Raw genomic sequence first — 17,570 nt, forward strand, 5'->3', positions numbered from 1 at the left:
TACCGGAGCGTGTGATATTCCGCCGCGCGGCAGTAGCATCACCTTATCTGCACGCCAACCCGCGATTGTACCGGATTCAGCGCAGGCACAGGCCGAGTGCATCGCGCCAGTGCGGCAATTGGCAGAACTGCTCCATCAGGCGCTGCGAGGACAGTACCGAATACTGCGGACGGCGCGCCGGCACCGGGTAGTCGGCGCTGGTGATGGGCTGCAGGCGGCACTCGATGCCGGCTTCTTCGATAATGGCCCGGGTAAAATCGAACCAGGTGGTCTGGCCCTGGCTGCTCAGGTGGTAGACGCCGCTGTGTTGCGCCCACCAGCCGGCGCCGGCTTCGCTGGCCGGCGAACCTGCCCGGGCCAGCGTCAGCGCGGTGGCGTCGGCGATGGTGCGGCTCCACGTGGGCGCGCCGTGCTGGTCGGCCACGATGCGCAGTTCGTCGCGCTCGCGCGCCAGCTTGAGCATGGTCAGCAGGAAGTTCTTGCCGCGCATGCCGTACACCCAGCTGGTGCGGAAGATCAGGTGCGGCACGCCGGCCGCCGCGATGGCTTGCTCGCCGGCCAGCTTGCTGGCGCCGTACACGTTGACGGGCGCGGTGGCGTCGGTTTCCACGCGCGGGGCCGGATCGTCGCCGGGAAACACATAGTCGGTGGAATAGTGCACCAGCGCCGCGCCCAGCTTTTTCGCCTCCCCGGCCATGACGGCGGGCGCCTCGGCGTTGATGCGGTAGGCCAGCGCCGCTTCGCTTTCGGCCTTGTCGACCGCCGTGTAGGCGGCCGGATTGACGATCAGCCCGGGCCGCACCGCGCGGATCACGGCGCGCACCTGGTCCAGGTCGGCCAGGTCCATGCGGCTGCGGTCCACTGCCACCACCTGGCCCAGGCCCTGCAGGCTGCGCTCCAGCTCGTAACCGACCTGGCCGCTGCATCCCGTCAGCAGGATTTTCATGCGAACAGTTCCGCCTGCGCCAGCGGCACCCCGGCCCTGTCCTTGGCCGACAGCAGCGGCTCGCCGTCCAGCGGCCATCGCACCCCCACCGCCGGATCGTTCCAGATGATGGAGCGCTCGAATTCCGGGGCCCAGTAGTCGGTGGTCTTGTACTGCACTTCGGCGATCTCGCTGGTGACCACGAAACCGTGCGCAAAGCCCGGCGGCACCCACAGCTCGTGCTTGTTCTCGGCCGTCAGCGGCACGCCGTGCCACTGGCCGAAGGTGGGCGAACTCTTGCGGATGTCCAGCACCACGTCGAAAATGGCGCCTGCCGTCACGCGCACCAGCTTGCCCTGCGACTGCTGGATCTGGTAATGCAGGCCGCGCAGCACACCCTTGGCCGAGCGCGAATGGTTGTCCTGCACGAACTGCGCGCTAACGCCGGTCAGCTCGGCGAAACGGCGTGCGTTGAAACTCTCGTAGAAGTAGCCGCGCTGGTCGCCGAACACGGTCGGCTCGATCAGCAGCAAACCGGCCAGGGGCGTCTGGACAACTTTCATCGCGAAATCACCTTGTCTTCCAGGATGCCCAGCAGGTACTGGCCGTAGTTGTTCTTCTTCAGCGGTTCTGCCAGGCGGCGCAGCTGGGCGGCGTCGATATAGCCCTTGCGGAAGGCGATCTCTTCCGGACAAGCCACTTTCAGGCCCTGGCGTTTCTCGATGGTGGCAATGAATTGCGAGGCGTCCAGCAGCGAATCGTGGGTGCCGGTGTCGAGCCAGGCCATGCCGCGCCCCATCACCTCCACGTTGAGCTGCTTCGCTTCCAGATAGGCGCGGTTGACGTCGGTGATCTCCAGCTCGCCGCGCGGCGACGGCTTGATGCCCGCGGCGATGTCGCACACCTGGCTGTCATAGAAATACAGGCCGGTGACGGCATAGCTGGACTTCGGCTTGAGCGGTTTTTCCTCGATGCTGACGGCTTGCTGCTGGTCGTCGAAATCGACCACGCCGTAGCGTTCCGGATCCTGCACGTGGTAGGCGAACACGGTGGCGCCCTCGGTGCGCTCGGAGGCGTTGCGCAGGATGCCTTCCAGATAGGCGCCGTAGTAAATATTATCGCCGAGGATCAGCGCCGACGGCGCATCGCCGACGAACTCGCGGCCGATGATGAAGGCTTGCGCCAGGCCGTCCGGGGACGGCTGCACCGCATAGCTCAGCTGCAGGCCCCATTGGCTGCCGTCGCCCAGCAGTTCTTCGAAACGCGGCGTGTCCTGCGGCGTGGAAATGATCAGGATCTCGCGGATACCGGCCAGCATCAAGGTCGTCAGCGGATGGTAGATCATCGGCTTGTCGTAGATCGGCAGCAGCTGCTTGGAGATGCTCATGGTAATCGGATACAGCCGGGTGCCCGAGCCGCCGGCCAGGATGATGCCTTTGCGATTGCCTGCCGCTTTGCTGCCGGTATTGTTCATTGCCTTGCTCATTGCGCGCCGTCCCGGTTGAAGTAATTGGTTTCCACCCACTTGGCGTAGCTGCCCGACTGCACATCGGCCACCCAGGCGTGGTTCTCGAGATACCACTGCACGGTTTTCTTGATGCCGCTCTGAAAGGTCTCGGCCGGTTTCCAGCCCAGTTCGCGCTCCAGCTTGCGCGCGTCGATCGCGTAGCGGCGGTCGTGGCCCGGACGGTCTTTGACGTAGGTGATCTGGTCGCGGTAGCTGCCGGCCGCCTTCGGCCGCAGCTGGTCCAGCATGTCGCACAGCGTGTGCACCACGTCCAGGTTGGCCATCTCGTTCCAGCCGCCCACGTTGTAGGTCTCGCCCAGGCGGCCGGCGTCCAGCACCCGGCGGATGGCGGCGCAGTGGTCGCTCACATACAGCCAGTCGCGCACCTGCTGGCCATCGCCGTAGATGGGCAGCGGCTTGCCGGCCTGCGCGTTGGCGATGATCAGCGGGATCAGCTTTTCCGGGAAATGGTAGGGGCCGTAGTTGTTCGAGCAGTTGGTGGTCAGCGTCGGGAAGCCGTAGGTGTGGTGGTAGGACCGCACCAGGTGGTCCGAGGCCGCCTTCGAGGCCGAGTACGGGCTGTTCGGCGCGTAGGCCGTGGTTTCGCTGAAGGGCGCGTCGTCCGGGCCCAGGGTGCCGTACACCTCGTCGGTGGACACGTGCAGGAAGCGGAACGCTGCGCGCTCGGCCTCCGGCAACTCGTTCCAGTAGCTGCGCGACGCTTCGAGCAGGCTGAAGGTGCCGTTGATGTTGGTGTTGATGAATTCGCCCGGACCGTGGATGGAGCGGTCCACATGGCTTTCGGCCGCGAAATGGACGATGGCGCGCGGGCGGTGTGCGCGCAGCAGTTCCAGCACCTGGGCCTGGTCGCAGATATCGCCGCGCACGAACACGTGGCGGCTGTCGTTTTTCAGCGTCGCCAGATTGTTCACATTGCCCGCATAGGTGAGTTTGTCGAAATTCAATACCGGCTCGTCGGACTGGGCCAGCCAATCGAGCACGAAGTTGGAACCGATAAAGCCTGCACCGCCTGTCACAAAAATCATTGAGCGTCCCGCGTAGAGCGTTGAATTAGTCGTAGGCATGATTTTATGTGAAACTCGCTGCATTCCGCGAGAAATAAGCATCGCTTACAATTTAATTTTTCGATTGCAACACTTATGAAAACCTATGTTATCGGCGACCTGCAAGGCTGCCACGACCAGACGGTGGCGCTGGTCGACCGCATCCTGGCCGAGGAAGGGCAAGCTCCGTCCATCCTGTTCACGGGCGACCTGATCAACCGTGGTCCGGAGTCGCTGGCCACTTTGCGCTATGTGCACGCGCTGGCGGTGGCCAGCGGCGGGCGCGTCGACACCGTGCTGGGCAACCACGACCTGCACCTGCTGGCGGTGGCCACGGGCATCCGCCCGGCATCGGCCTCGGACACGCTGAGCCACATCCTGGAAGCGCCGGACGGCGCCGAGCTGCTGGAATGGCTGCGCACGCGGCCCATGGCCATCTTGCGCAAGGGCCACTTGCTGGTGCACGGCGGCGTCCTGCCGCAATGGGACGCGCAGCAGGTGATGGCGCTGGCCGGCGAAGTGGAGACGGCGCTGCGCGGGCCGGGCTGGACCGCCTTCCTGGCGCAGATGTACGGCAACGAACCGAACGCCTGGGACGACAGCCTGCAAGGACCGGCGCGGCTGCGCTGCATCGTCAACGCGCTGACGCGGCTGCGCTTTTGCAGCATGGACGGCGTGATGGATTTCAAGCTGAAGGAAAGCGCCAAGGCCGATCCGGCCAGCGGCCTGATGCCGTGGTTCGACGTGCCTGGCCGGCGCACGCAGGACGTGACGCTGGTGTTCGGGCACTGGTCGGCGCTGGGACTGCTGCTGCGGCCTAACTTGATCGCGCTCGACACCGGCTGCGTTTGGGGCGGCTACCTGTCGGCCGTGTGCCTGGACGACCGGTCGCTGATGCAGGTGCAGTGCCCGGAGTTCCGGGAGCACGCGGGCAAATCTGCAACATAGCGGCGCCGCTCCGCATCGGCGGACCGCCGCGCATGCGGGAAGCCATACTCAGCGGATCAGGACGCGGCCTATGGGTCCCCGCGTGCGCGAGGACGACACGCCAGCGACACGGCCAACGTCGGCGGCGCGGTCAAGGACTCCGCGAGTGCGAGGACGACCCTCTTGGCACCGGGCAGCTTGTCCGAATGCCCCCTTGCGCGAGGGCGGCGCGGCTGCGCTTACGCGGCCGGGGCGATGCCCAGGCCGGCGGCGACCGCGTCGTGCGCCGCTTGCGCCAGGTCGCGGCGGTGGGCGCCGGTGGCGTCCATGGCCGGCATGCACTTCAGGCGCGCGGTCACCGGGGCGCCGTTCAATATCCTCACCACGCTCTCGGCGAAGGACATCTCGCCGATGAACTCCACGCTCGGATGCAGTGCGCCGGCGGCGTCCACATAGCTGAGCGCGAAGGGCTGCACCATCACCTTGGCGTCCACCGCCGCCTCGAACAGGTTGGCGTGGAAAGGCAGCACCGTGCCCTGCGGCGCCGTGGTGCCCTCGGGGAAGAAGGCCACGCGCTCGCCGGCTTGCAGGCTGTGCACCAGGCCTTTAAAAATATGGCGCAGGTCGCGCTTGCTGCCGCGCGCGATGAACACGGTGCCGGCCTTGGCCGCCAGCCAGCCCGCCAGCGGCCAGGCCCGGATCTCGGCCTTGGCGACGAAGCGGCACGGGTACAGCGCGTCGACCACGAAGATATCGAGCCATGACACGTGGTTGGCGACGATCATCGCGTGTTCCAGCGGCGCTGCGCTGCCGGGCGCGATTTCGACGGTGACGTTGCAGATGCGCAGCAGTTTGCGCGACCAGCGCCGGGTATGGCGCTGGCGCGCCTCGGCGCCGCTCAAGGGGAACACGGTGGCGCAGATCGCCATGCCGAGCAAGACGTGCAGCAGCACCCGCAACACGCGGAAAATGAGAAATGGATTCACTGTGGGGAAAGCGAGGAAGCGGGGCTGGCTGGCCCCGCGGGGGTTAGCGTGCGTTGCGCTGATAAGCGACGTGGCCGGCGACGACCGTGGCTTGCACCTGGCCGGCCAGTTCGTAGCCGAGGAATGGCGTGTGCTTGCCCTGGCTGGCCAGGGCCTTGCCTTCCACGGTCCAGCGCACGGCCGGGTCGAAGATGCAGATGTCGGCCACGCTGCCCACGCCGAGCTGGCCGGCGTTCAGGCCGCCCAGGCCGGACACGCGCGCGGCGTCTGCGCTGATGCGGCTGACGGCCAGCGCCAGCGCCTGCCCTTCGCTCACGCCGGGCTGCGCCGCGGCGTATTCGTGGGCCCATTTCAGCGCCAGCGACAGCAGCAGTTCCAGGCCGGTGGCCCCGGGCGACGCTTCGCCGAACGGCAGCAGCTTCTCGTCGTCGTCGACCGGCGTGTGGTCGGAGCAGATCGCGTCCACCGTGCCGTCCAGCAGGCCGGCGCGGATGGCGTCGCGGTCGCGCTGGCTGCGGAACGGCGGCGTGACGCGCGCGTTGGAGTCGAAGAAGCCGATGTCGGCGTCGGTCAGGTGCACGTGGTGGGCGCCGACGTCGCAGCTGACCGGCAGGCCTTCGGCTTTCGCCGCGCGCACCAGCTCCAGGCCGGCGGCCGAGGAGATGCGGCACAGGTGCACGCGGGCGCCGGTGGCGCGCATCAGTTCGAAGATGGTGTGCAGCGCGATGGTCTCTGCCATCACCGGCACGCCCGACAGGCCCAGGCGCGAGGCCAGCGGGCCGCTGTGGGCCACGCCGCCACGGCCGATGTGCGCGTCCTGCGGGCGCAGCCAGGTGGTGTAGCCGTAGGTCTTGGCGTACTGCAGCGCGCGCAGCAGCACGGTGGTGTCCTCCATCGGCACTTCGGCCTGCGAGAAGCCGATGCAGCCGGAGCCGGTCAGCTCGGCCATTTCGGTCAGCGCCTGGCCCTTCAGGCCCATGGTCAGCGCGCCCAGCGGATGCACATGCGCCTGGTTCAGGCGGCGCGCGCGGTGCTTGAGCATTTCGACCAGGCCCGGTTCGTCGAGCACCGGATCGGTGTCCGGCGGGCACACCAGGCTGGTGACCCCGCCCTGCATGGCGGCCTGCATTTCCGATTCCAGCGTGGCCTTGTATTCGTAGCCCGGCTCGCGCAGGCGCACCGCCAGGTCGACCAGGCCGGGCGCGACCACCAGGCCGCTGGCGTCGATGGTCCGACCGGCAGTGAAGCCGGCCGCGAACTCAGCCGATACGGAACCCAGCGCGGCCACTTTTCCGTCCTCGATATACAGGTCTTGCACCGCGTCCACGCCATTGGCCGGATCGATCACGCGGCCGTTCTTGATAACCAGTTTCATGCCCATCCCGTTCATTCCTTCGCCCCTGCCAGAATACTCATCACCGCCATGCGCACCGCGATGCCGTAGGTCACCTGCGGCAGGATCACCGCCTGCGGACCGTCGGCCACCGCCGAGTCGATCTCCACGCCGCGGTTCATCGGGCCCGGATGCATGACGATGGCGTCCGGCCTGGCCAGCGCCAGGCGCTCCGGCGTCAGGCCGTAGTTCTTGAAGTACTCCTGCGCCGACGGCAGCAGCGCCCCGTTCATGCGCTCGTTCTGCAGGCGCAGCATGATGATCACGTCCACGCCCTTCAGGCCTTCGTCCATATTGGTGAAGGTGCGCACGCCCATCTGGTCCAGGCCGCCGGGCAGCAGCGTGTGCGGGCCGATGGCGCGCACTTCGGGCACGCCCAGGGTGGTCAGGGCGTGGATGTCGGAACGCGCCACCCGGCTGTGCAGGATGTCGCCGACGATGGCCACCGTCAGATTGGTGAAATCCTTCTTGTAGTGGCGGATGGTGTACATGTCCAGCAGGCCCTGGGTCGGGTGCGCGTGGCGGCCGTCGCCCGCGTTCACCACGTGCACGTGGTGCTGCTTGTGGTCGTTCAGGTGCTTGGCGATCAGGTAGGGCGCGCCCGACTGCGAGTGGCGCACCACGAACATGTCGGCGTGCATGGCCGACAGGTTGTCGATGGTGTCGAGCAGCGATTCGCCCTTGCTGGCCGAGGACGCCTGGATGTTCAGGTTGATCACGTCGGCCGACAGGCGCTTCGAGGCGATCTCGAAGGTGGTGCGGGTGCGCGTGGAGTTTTCGAAGAACAGGTTGAACACGCTTTTGCCGCGCATCAGCGGCACTTTCTTCACTTCGCGGTCGGACACGCCGACGAAGGAGGACGCGGTGTCCAGAATGTGGTTGACGATGGACTTGGGCAGTCCTTCGATCGACAGCAAGTGCTGCAGCTCGCCGTGTTTGTTCAGTTGCGGATTAAGCATGGTCGTTTTCGATGGTAAGCGTGAATTGTCCGGCATCGCTGCGTTTCAGCGCCAGCGCCTGCCCCGGCTGCACCGTGACCTTGGCGGCCACGAAATCGGCCGCGACGGGCAGCTGGCGTTCGCCCCGGTCGACCAGCGCGGCCAGCATGATCTTGGCCGGGCGCCCGTAGTCGAACAGCTCGTTGATGGCGGCGCGGGTGGTGCGGCCCGTGTAGAGCACGTCGTCCACCAGCAGCAGGGTGGCGCCGGCCACGTCGAAGCCGATCTGGGTCGGCTTCACTTCGGCCGGCAGGCCCTTCTTGGCAAAGTCGTCGCGGTAGAAGGACACGTCGAGCACGCCGCAGCGCGCGGACAGGCCCAGGTCGGCCGCCAGCCGCTCGGCCAGCCAGGCGCCGCCGGAGTGGATGCCGACAATGGCCGGCTCGTGCGCGTCGGCCAGGCCGGCCTGCACCTGCCGCAGCAGTTCGGCGTACAGGGCTTCCGCGTCCAGCGCGGAAGGGGCGGAGGAGTTAGTTGGATGGGACATATTCGTCAAAGTATTGTTGCAAAATGATGGAGGCGGCGCGGTCGTCGATGACGTCCCCGCGCTTGGCCGAAATGACGGCCGACGAGTAGCGCTCGTCAACCAGCACCACCGGCAGGTTGAAGCGGCCGTTCAATTGGTTGGCGAACTTGCGGCAGCGCGCCGTCATCTCGTGCGGCGTGCCGTCCGGATGCATGGGCAGGCCGACCACGAACAGCGTCGGTTCCCATTGCTTGATCAGCGCGCCGATCTCGGCGAAGCGCACGTCGTTGCCGATGCTGGAAATGACGGCCAGCGGCGAGGCCTGCCGCAGCACGCCGTTGCCCATGGCGACGCCGATGCGCTTGATGCCGAAGTCGAAGCCGAGGATGGTGTCGAGCTGGTCCACGCTCAGGTCCGCATCAGGCGTGGCCCGCTTCGGACGCGAGCATCAGCGGGTCGAAACCGAGCAGTTTCATGGCGGCGAAATAGCGCTCTTCCACCGGCATGTCGAACAGGATGGCCGCATCGGCGCCCACCGTCAGCCAGCCGTTGCGGCTGATCTCGTCTTCCAGCTGGCCCGGGCTCCAGCCCGAGTAGCCGATCGACACCAGCATGCGCTCGGGACCGTCGCCGCGCGCCACCGCTTCCAGCACGTCGATGGAGGTGGTGAAGGCGACCTCCTCGGTCACCGTCAGCGACGAGGAATAGCGCGCCCCGGGGGTGTGCAGCACGAAGCCGCGGTCGTCCTGCACCGGGCCGCCGAACATGATGGGTTCGTCGACGATGGCGGGCGACAGGTGCGCCTCGGGCTCCAGATCGATGCGCTCGAACAGCACTTGCATCGTCATGTCGGTCGGCTTGTTGATGACCACGCCCAGCACGCCGTTCTCGTTGTGCTCGCACACATAGACCACGGTGCCGCCGAAGACGGGGTCTTGCATGGCGGGCATGGCGATCAGGAAGTGGTTCGCCAGGTTCAGCGCGGATGCGTCCCCGCCTGCGGCGGGCGCCAAGGGGTCGGTGGCCTCCTGGATCAGGCCAGGTGCGGGCAGAGGGTGACCGGCTTTAGTTTTCTTCATACGCGTAGCTCTCTCTGCTGGTCTGCGGGTGTTCTTTTATAGTCTTTACGGTAATATCGCACGGCGGATAGCTGTCGTTCAGGTGACAGTTTACTATGAATTGCCGTTGCGGCCACTTCCGGCGCCGCCGCGCGCGGCCATCAGCCCTATATTAGGCCGGAAATCGGCCCCGATCTTGACCCTGCACACGCATATTTCCTTCCCATGTCCTTGAATGCCACCCTGGTCTGGTTCCGGCGCGACTTGCGCGTCTTCGACCACGCCGCCCTGCACCACGCCCTGCAGCGCAGCCGGCGCGTGTATTGCGCTTTCATTTTTGACAAGGCCATCCTGGACGGCCTGCCGCGCGCCGACCGGCGGGTGGAATTCATCCACGCTTGCATAGCGGAATTGTCGGCGGAATTACAACAGCTGGGCGGGCATTTGATCGTCAGCCATGCGGTGGCCGAAAGGGAGATTCCGCGCCTGGCGGCGGCGCTGGAAGTCGATGCCGTGTTTGCCAACCACGACTACGAGCCGGCCGCCATCGCGCGCGACGGCACGGTGGCCAAGGCGCTGGCAGCGGACGCGCGATCCTTCTTCACGTTCAAGGACCAGGTGGTGTTCGAGAAGCGCGAGGTGCTGTCGCAGTCGGGCACACCGTTCTCGGTGTTCACGCCCTACAAGAATGCCTGGATGCGGAAGATGCTGGCCGAGCCTGCTTGCCTGGCGGCGCTGCCAGTCGAGCCGCTGGCGGCCCGCCTGGCCCCGCCCCCTGCCCGGACCGCCGTTGACGCCGTTGACGCCGTGCCGACGCTGGCGCAGCTCGGCTTCGAGCGCACCAACCTGGCGGAGTTGAAAATCCCTGCGGGGATGAGCGGCGGCGCGCAGCTGTTCGACGACTTCCTGACGCGGATTGCCGACTACGGCAGCGCGCGCGATTTCCCGGCGGTGAAGGGGCCGTCGTATCTGTCGCTGCACCTGCGCCACGGCACGGTGTCGATCCGGCACCTGGTGCGCACCGTGTCCGAGCTGGCGGCGCGCGGGCAGGCCGGCGAAGGCGGCGCGGTGTGGCTGTCCGAGCTGATCTGGCGCGAGTTCTACATGATGATTTTGTACCACCATCCGCATGTGGCCGGCGCGTCCTTCAAGCCGGCCTATGACGCCATTGAATGGGAGACCGGGCCGCAGGCCGATGCGCTGTTCGCGGCCTGGTGCGAAGGCCGCACCGGCTATCCGCTGGTGGACGCGGCAATGCTGCAGCTGAACCGCACGGGGTATATGCACAACCGCCTGCGCATGGTGGCGGCCTGCTTCCTGATCAAGGACCTGGGCCTGGACTGGCGGCGCGGGGAGGCGTATTTCGCGCGGCAGTTGAACGACTTCGACCTAGCGGCCAACAATGGCGGCTGGCAGTGGGCGTCCTCGTCGGGATGCGACGCGCAGCCCTACTTCCGCATCTTCAACCCGGTGACCCAGTCGCAGAAGTTCGACAGTGCGGGGCGCTTCATCCGGCGCTATCTGCCGCAGTTGAAGGAGCTGGACGACAAGGAAATCCACGCGCCGTGGCTAGTGCCGCGCATGCTGCTCGAGCAGAAGGGTGTGCGGCTCGGCGATAACTATCCCGAGCCGTTGGTGATGCACGACGAGGCGCGCAAGCGCACCCTGGCGCGCTACGCGGTGGTCAAGGCAGGGTGATGGCGGGGTGATGCTGGATGAGGTGATGGCGGGTTATACGGGGGCGCCGAGCTGGGGGCGCCGAGCCGGGGGCGCCGAGCTGGGGGCGCCGAGCCGGGGGCGCCGAGCCACTCCGTGCTGAGCCGCCCGACGAACCACCTTCCCTATGTGACCGTAGCGCGGGTCGGCACACCGTGCGTAGCCCGCCGCTGGTCCGCCAGCAGCCCTTCGATCGCGCCCAGCAGCACAGGTTCCTGGAAGGGCTTGCCGAAATAGGCATTCACGCCGAGCTGCATGGCGTAGTTGCGGTGCTTGTCGGCGCTGCGCGAGGTGATCATGATGATGGGGATATCCCTGGTGCGCTCGTCGCCGCGCACGTTGCGGGTCAGGTCGAAGCCGTCCATGCGCGGCATTTCGATATCGACCAGCATCAAGTCCGGGCGGCTTTCCTGGATCTGCTCCAGCGCGTCCACGCCGTCCTTGGCCAGCAGCACCCGGTAGCCTTCGCGCTCCAGCAGCCGCTGCGACACCTTGCGCACGGTGAGCGAATCGTCCACCACCATGATGACGCTGCCTGTCGTCGGCAATGCGGCCGGCGCGGCTTGCGCTCCCGTCCCGTCGGCACGCGCGGCCAGTTCCGGCCGGTGCGCCAGGTGCTGCGCCAGCGCCACCGGATTCAGGATCAGCACGATCTCGCCCGACCCGAGCACCGTGGCGCCCGAGATGCCGGGCATGCGCGCAAGCTGCTGGCCGATGTTCTTGATGACGACCTCGCGGTTGCCCACCACCTCATCGACCTGCAGCGCCACGCGCTCGTTGCCGCTGCGTAGCATCAGCACCGGCGCCGAACGCTGCGCCGGCGGCTGGGCGTTCGCCAGCCGCAGCATCGCGGGCAGATAGTGCAGCGGCGCTTGCTGTCCAAGCACCGTTACGTGGCCGTGGCCGCGCGCTTCGACCAGTGCATGCTCCTTCATCTGCAGCACCTGCTCGACCAGGGTCGACGGCAGCGCGTAGGTGCGTCCGCCAGCGGCCAGCAGTACCACTTGCGTCACCGCCAGCGTGAGCGGCAGGTGGATGGTGAAGCGCGCTCCCTTGCCGCTTTCGGTCGCGGTTTCAACCCGGCCGCCCAGCGCCTGCGCTTCGGATCGCACGATGTCCATGCCCACGCCGCGCCCGGCCAGCTCGGTCAGCGCGTCGGCGGTGGAGAAGCCGGCTTCGAAAATCAGGCCGGCGGTGTCGGCATCGTTCAGCGTTTCCCCTTCCTGCAGCAGGCCGATGCGGCGGGCCTTGTCGCGGATGCGGTCCAGGTCCAGTCCGGCGCCGTCGTCGCTGAATTCCAGTACCACTTCGTTGCCTTGCTGGCTGACCTGCACCAGCAGTTCCCCGGTTTCGTCCTTGCCGGCGGCGGCGCGCTGGGCGCGGCTTTCCACCCCGTGCACGATGGCGTTGCGCAGCAGGTGTTCGAACGGCGCGGCCATGCGTTCCAGCACGCTGCGGTCGATCTCGACGCTGCCGCCACGGATGTCCAGGTTGACGCGTTTGTCCACTTCCTTGGCGCTCTGGCGCGCGACACGGAACAGGCGCTCGGAGATGCTGGCGAAAGGCACCATGCGCACACGCATCAGATCGCGCTGCAGGTCGCGCGTCATGCGAGCTTGCTGGGCCAGGTCGCCGCTGGCGGTGTCCACGCTGCGGGTCAGGCTTTCGTGGAAGGAAGCAACGTCGTTGACACTTTCGGCCATCATGCGCGTCAGTTCCTGCAGCCGCGTGAAGCGGTCGAATTCAAGCGGGTCGAACTCGCGCTCGCTGGAGATGGCCATCCGGGAGGCGATCTGCGACTCGGCCTGCATTTCGATTTCGCGCAATTGGCGGCGCAGGCGGGCCAGGTTGTCCGAGAAGTCGCTCAGCGAGGTGCGCAGCGTACCGACTTCGTTTTCCAGGCGCGAACGCGAGATGGAGACTTCGCCGGCCTGGTTGACCAGGCGATCCAGGATGTCGGCCCGCACCCGCACCAGCGGCGAGCGGGCGGTGGCATCGGCTTCGTCGGCGATTGCGGGGCGAGGGGCGGCGGGACGCACTGCTGCGGCTTGCACCGTACCGGCGCTTCCCGGAGCCGTCAGGCCGGCGGCGTTGATTGTGTCGGCTGTGCCGGCGGTGCCGGCTGCCTCGGCACTGGCATCGGCGCTCGCCCCAACAGCGCCGGCGGCGGCGTCAATTGCCTGGACGGGGTCAAGCAGGCCGCGCGATAACGCTTCGCCGCCAGCATCGGCACCGACCGGCTGAGGCGGCGTACCGCTTGCGCCGTTTAGCGCGTCCGGATGCTGCAGGTATTCGAACAGCAGCAGCGCGTGGTCGTAGTGCGCGAGCAGCTCTTCGAAAGCTTGCGGCGTGGCGCTGTTGGCGTGCACCATGTTTTCGATGTGCGTCTCGATCTCGTGCGCGTGTTGGCCAAGGCGCATTGCGCCGGCCATGCGGGCACTGCCCTTCACGGTGTGCAGCACGCGCTGCAGCATGTGGGCGTGGCTGAAATCGGCGGGGTTGCGCTGCCAGGTACGCAGCGATTTGCCGATCTGCGGCAGCAGGTCGGCGCCCTCTTCCAGGAATACCGGCAGCAGGTCCGCGTCCAACTCGTCGTGGTAAATGCCGGGGACGGCCGCCGACAGTTCGGACGGCGCTTCCGGCAGCGTGACGATGGTGACGTCGGGCTCTGGTTCGGACATCGTCGGCTCGGCGGGGCCGACCGGCTCCAGCAGCTCGGCGCTGTCCGGCACTTCGCTAAGGTCAGGTTCAAGCTCGGCCAGTGCTTGCAGCTGGTCTTCCAAAGCAGGGATGGATTCCGGTGCGATGGGCGCCAGCGCTTCGAGTTCCGGCCCGGGTCCCGGCTCGGCTGCGGGCGCAGACTCCGGTTCAGGCTCTGGCCATGGCTCCGGTTCCAGCTCCGACTCAAGCTCCGACTTAGGCTCCGGCGCCGACGCCGGCTCTGGCTCTGGCTCTGGCTCTGGCTCTGGCTCTGGCTCTGGCTCTGCCTCTGCCTCTGGCAGTGGCTCTGGCTCCGGCGCGAGCGCGGGAACCAGCGTCAGCACGGGGTCGGGGACTGGTTCGGGCGTGGCGAAGGCCAGCAGTTCGGCTTCGGCTTGCGCATCTGCTTCCGTTGGCGCGGTGATCTGCGATAGCGGCGCGGCGAAGGCGTCGTCGAACAGATCATCGAAATCGTCGCTGGCGGCCGGTGTGGACGGTTTGGCGGCCGACAGGCTTTCAAGCGGCGCGCGGGTGGCGAAATCGGATGCGGGCGGCGGGCTGTCGAGCATGCTCTGATAAGTTGCGACAAACAGCGCATCCAGCCGCGTGGCCAAGTCGGCGCCGCTTTCGGCTGCCGGAGCTGGTGCTTCCGCGATCGCTTCAGGCACCGGGGCAGACGTGGCGGCAGGCAGGCCGGCATCGCCGACAATACTGTCCAGCGTCTCGGAGAACAGATTATCGAGGCGCGCATCGAGCTCGCTGCCGGCGTCTTGCGAGGCGGCCAGTTCCTCCCGCAGCTTGTGCAGGGACTTGATCAGTTCGGGCTGTGCGGGCGCAACTTCCCCCAGGGCGAAGCTTTGCAGCATCTGACGGATGCGTTCGACCGTGAAGTCGAGCAGGTCGTGCTGGGCGTGGTCGAGTTGCGGCGCGGGGGCCTGCAGGGTTTCCAGCGTTTGTTCCAGCGCGTGCGCAAGGTCGCGCAGCGACTTGAAGCCGACGGTGCCGGAAGTGCCGGTCAGCGTGTGGGCCGCGTGCAGCGCTTCCGGATTGACAGGCCGGCGCGCTTCGTGGCGCCATTCGCCGAAGTCGCGCGTCAGCACGCGCACCAGTTCGTCGGTTTCGGCGAGGTAGATGTTGTACAGCGGCAGAGGGATGGACAGGGCGCCGATGTGTTTGAGGTTGTCTTCCTCGGGCGGCACCAGCGGCTGCGCGGAGGTGGGGAATTCGATGACGTTACCGCTCGATTGCGGCGCTGCGGGCGGCGCCTCGGCGACGTGATCTACGAGAATCGTGGCCTCGACCAGCTCGCCGGCAGCGTCCCCGTCCGCAGGCGCGTCGACGCCGGCGGGTACGGCAGCCGGGATCTCGGACGGGGCGTCGAACAGCGCTGCAGCGCCGGCTGGGATGTCGAGTGGCGCGCCCGCACTGGAGGCGGCCGGGACGTCGCGCTGGGCGGCGGCACCGGCGCCGGCGTGGATGTCGGTATCGGCGGCCGTGCCGGCGGAGATGCCGGCGTTGGCGGCGGCGGCGTCGCCCAGCGCGGCGGCGGCGGCGGCCGGCGCTTCGAAGGCGCCCCCTTCCTGGACGCGCGCGGCGGCGGCGGCGATGGCGTCGCCGGTGCGGGCCGAGACGCTGCGGGCGATCAATTCTTCAACCCATGCCGACATGTCCTGCTCGGCGTACTCCAGCAAGCCGAACAGAGCGTCGTTGGCGGCGCGTTCGTCGGCCAGCCAGGTGTTCATGGTGCGTTCGACGCCGGCGGCGGCGTCGGCGAACTGGTTCAGGCCGACCATGCGGCCACTGCCCTTGAGCGTGTGGAAGGACCGGCGCAGCATGGTCAGGTTTTCCTGGCTGCCGGCCACCTCGCGCGGCTTGCCCAGGGTCTCGCGCACAAACACGAGCACGTCCTGTGCCTCGGCGATGAAGATCTCCAGCAGCTCGGCTTCAACGGCGGCGTCGGTCGCTTCCGGCACCGCTTCCGGCTCGGGTTCGGGCGTCGGCGAGGTGGTCGGCGAGACCTGCTCTTCGAGCACAGGCACCGGCACCGTGCCGGCGGCGGCCAATTTCTTGAACGGCACGGCGCGGAAGGCGCCCTGCTCCGCGTCGAAGGCGAAACGTTCGCGCGCGCCGGCCGGGTTCTGCGCCAGCATGTCGACAAAGAAGCCCAGCGCACCGACGTTCTGCGCGATCTCGTCCAGCACCCTGGGTTCCTGCGCGGTGTCGCACAGGCCTGCGGCCAGGGTGCGGATTTCGCTGCGCACCTGGCCGGCGGCCTGCGTGGCGTCGTCCTGGTCCAGGATGGCGAGCGCGCCTTGCATCTGGTGCAGCACGCGGTCCAGCTCCTCCAGCGACGGGCGCAGCGACGGGTCGCCGTAGTATTCGTCCAGCACTTTCTCGACCTGGCGCAGGCCGGTCTTCATTTCCATCGCCAGCGCCACCACGGTGTCGTCCTGCTGCATCTGCTGCATTTGCTGAACGATGCCACCCTGCCACTGCGCCGGTTCGGGCGGGGCGTCACCGGCCAGCAGCGCTTGCAGGCGCTCGGCGATGGTGTCGGCGTGGGCCGAGAAGTCGTCCGGCAGATGGCGGATCTGGTCCAGCCCGTGCTCGGCGAACAACAGCGCGGTCGTCATCTCCAGCGACAGCGCTTCGCTGCGGCCGGCCGTGACGGCGGCATTGGCCACCTCGGCCAGTTTGCGCATCAGCGCGGCCAGTCCGGCCATGCCCAGCTTGTCGCTGGCGACGGCCACCAGCGCCAGCGCCTGGCCGAAGGCCGCGTCCAGCGCCGGGTCGATCACCACTTCCGACAATTTGTGCCAGGCCGCCTTGGCGTCGGCCATGCCCTCCCTGGCGCGCGCCAGCACGTCGGCGTCGATCTGGCCATAGCGTTTCGCCTCATAGTCCTTGGGTACGGTGCCTTCCAGCGCGAACACGCTGCCCAGGTGCAGCACCAGCGGCGAGACCTCGTCCGCGTGCTCACCGGCCAGCGCGCCGGCGATGAAGAACAGCGCTTCGCGCAGCATGGCATCCGGCTGCGCCGCGTTGCCTTGCGTGAGGCGGCGCATCTGCAGGTTGACCAGGCCAAAGAGCTGTTTCACATACAAGCCGCCTTCCACGTGGCCGGCGGCGACCAGTTCGGCGAAGGCCTGCAGCGCCAGCCAGAAGGTGCGCGCCTTCGGCTCCTGCTGCGCGTCCGCCACCTGGGCCACCGCGTCGCGCAGGGACGCCGCGTGCGTCCGCTGGGCCGCCGCGTCGGCGCTTTTCAGGTAGGGTAGCAAGGCGCGTTCGAAGCGCTGGCGGCAGGCCGTGTAGTCCGGCGCGGCGGCGGCGAGCGGCGCGGGCATGCGGGCCTGCAGCGTCACATCCGGGAAGAACAGGTCGGCCGGGTGGATGCGCTCGGCGCCCAGCATCTCCTGCAGCGCGCGGTAGTAAGGGAACAGGCGCACCGGCTGGAAGGGCGCGCCCGCCAGCAGCTCCTCCAGGAACTCCGTCACGGCCTGGTACAGATTGGCCACCACCTGCGCGTTGTCGGTGCTGCACTTCAGGGCGCCGGACTTGAAGCGCTCCAGCGCCTCCTCGGCGATCTGGGTCATCATCACCACGCCGTCGGCGTCGACCATCTGCAGCGCGCCATGCGCCTGGTGCAGATGGGACTTGGCGTGCTGCAGCGACGTGGACTGGTCTTCCGGGGCCCGCCCGCCCGCTTCGAACAGGGCGGTCCTGGAGCGGCCCAGCGCCTCGCGGATTTCCACCATCACCCAGGACAACGGGCCGGTGTCGAATTGCGCTGCGGTCGGAAAATCAGGTTTGGTCATGCTGGGACTTTCTAT

13 protein-coding genes are annotated in these 17,570 nt (G+C 67.5%); 2 read left to right on the top strand and 11 right to left on the bottom strand.

The features are described 5' to 3' along the window. Positions 1–76: 76 nt before the first annotated feature. From rfbD to rfbB, 4 genes are read right to left on the bottom strand one after another with little or no spacing between them, the layout of a single operon-like run. Positions 77–946, bottom strand: a complete 870-nt coding sequence (rfbD, locus tag ACSQ8Y_RS19940; RefSeq protein WP_436268169.1) for a dTDP-4-dehydrorhamnose reductase — start codon at positions 944–946, stop codon at positions 77–79. Beyond that, on the bottom strand, positions 943–1,488 hold the full coding sequence (gene rfbC / locus ACSQ8Y_RS19945) for a dTDP-4-dehydrorhamnose 3,5-epimerase (RefSeq protein ID WP_436268170.1): 546 nt from the start codon (positions 1,486–1,488) through the stop codon (positions 943–945). Before rfbC ends, rfbD begins: the two co-directional genes overlap by 4 nt. Beyond that, complete coding sequence (rfbA, locus tag ACSQ8Y_RS19950) at positions 1,485–2,399, bottom strand: glucose-1-phosphate thymidylyltransferase RfbA (protein ID WP_436268171.1); 915 nt, start codon at positions 2,397–2,399, stop codon at positions 1,485–1,487. The genes rfbC and rfbA overlap by 4 nt, the downstream gene beginning before the upstream one ends. Positions 2,400–2,407: 8 nt before the next feature. Beyond that, positions 2,408–3,478, bottom strand: coding sequence for a dTDP-glucose 4,6-dehydratase (gene rfbB / locus ACSQ8Y_RS19955; protein WP_436268172.1), 1,071 nt, complete (start codon positions 3,476–3,478; stop codon positions 2,408–2,410). Positions 3,479–3,592: 114 nt separating this feature from the next. On the opposite strand from rfbB, the gene ACSQ8Y_RS19960 reads away from it, so the two are divergent. Then, entirely contained in the window at positions 3,593–4,444 is an 852-nt protein-coding gene (locus ACSQ8Y_RS19960) for a symmetrical bis(5'-nucleosyl)-tetraphosphatase (protein WP_436268173.1), read from the top strand. A gap of 218 nt (positions 4,445–4,662) precedes the next feature. Here ACSQ8Y_RS19960 and ACSQ8Y_RS19965 read toward each other — a convergent pair whose 3' ends face one another. The 6 genes from ACSQ8Y_RS19965 to ACSQ8Y_RS19990 all read right to left on the bottom strand — a co-directional run bounded on the left by ACSQ8Y_RS19965 (position 4,663) and on the right by ACSQ8Y_RS19990 (position 9,345). Then, entirely contained in the window at positions 4,663–5,409 is a 747-nt protein-coding gene (locus ACSQ8Y_RS19965) for a lysophospholipid acyltransferase family protein (RefSeq protein ID WP_436268174.1), read from the bottom strand. 43 nt (positions 5,410–5,452) lie between these two features. Beyond that, positions 5,453–6,784 carry a dihydroorotase gene (locus tag ACSQ8Y_RS19970; protein WP_436268175.1) on the bottom strand — a complete coding sequence of 444 codons (1,332 nt, stop codon included), beginning with the start codon at positions 6,782–6,784 and terminating at the stop codon, positions 5,453–5,455. Positions 6,785–6,795: 11 nt separating this feature from the next. Continuing rightward, positions 6,796–7,761 (bottom strand): aspartate carbamoyltransferase catalytic subunit, encoded by a 966-nt coding sequence (locus ACSQ8Y_RS19975; protein WP_436268176.1) that lies wholly within the window; start codon positions 7,759–7,761, stop codon positions 6,796–6,798. Then, complete coding sequence (gene pyrR, locus ACSQ8Y_RS19980; RefSeq protein WP_436268177.1) at positions 7,754–8,287, bottom strand: bifunctional pyr operon transcriptional regulator/uracil phosphoribosyltransferase PyrR; 534 nt, start codon at positions 8,285–8,287, stop codon at positions 7,754–7,756. Before pyrR ends, ACSQ8Y_RS19975 begins: the two co-directional genes overlap by 8 nt. After that, positions 8,271–8,612, bottom strand: a complete 342-nt coding sequence (gene ruvX, locus ACSQ8Y_RS19985) for a Holliday junction resolvase RuvX (RefSeq protein WP_436269868.1) — start codon at positions 8,610–8,612, stop codon at positions 8,271–8,273. The genes pyrR and ruvX overlap by 17 nt, the downstream gene beginning before the upstream one ends. Before the next feature lie 73 nt (positions 8,613–8,685). Then, a complete protein-coding gene (locus ACSQ8Y_RS19990; protein WP_436268178.1) occupies positions 8,686–9,345 on the bottom strand; it encodes a YqgE/AlgH family protein in 660 nt (219 codons plus the stop codon). Positions 9,346–9,549: 204 nt separating this feature from the next. On the opposite strand from ACSQ8Y_RS19990, the gene ACSQ8Y_RS19995 reads away from it, so the two are divergent. Continuing rightward, positions 9,550–11,022 carry a cryptochrome/photolyase family protein gene (locus tag ACSQ8Y_RS19995; protein ID WP_436268179.1) on the top strand — a complete coding sequence of 491 codons (1,473 nt, stop codon included), beginning with the start codon at positions 9,550–9,552 and terminating at the stop codon, positions 11,020–11,022. Positions 11,023–11,165: 143 nt separating this feature from the next. Here ACSQ8Y_RS19995 and ACSQ8Y_RS20000 read toward each other — a convergent pair whose 3' ends face one another. After that, positions 11,166–17,555 carry an Hpt domain-containing protein gene (locus ACSQ8Y_RS20000; protein WP_436268180.1) on the bottom strand — a complete coding sequence of 2,130 codons (6,390 nt, stop codon included), beginning with the start codon at positions 17,553–17,555 and terminating at the stop codon, positions 11,166–11,168. Between the last annotated feature and the right edge of the window lie 15 nt (positions 17,556–17,570).

This window comes from Pseudoduganella sp. LjRoot289 (assembly GCF_964252925.1).
GTDB lineage: Bacteria > Pseudomonadota > Gammaproteobacteria > Burkholderiales > Burkholderiaceae_D > Rugamonas.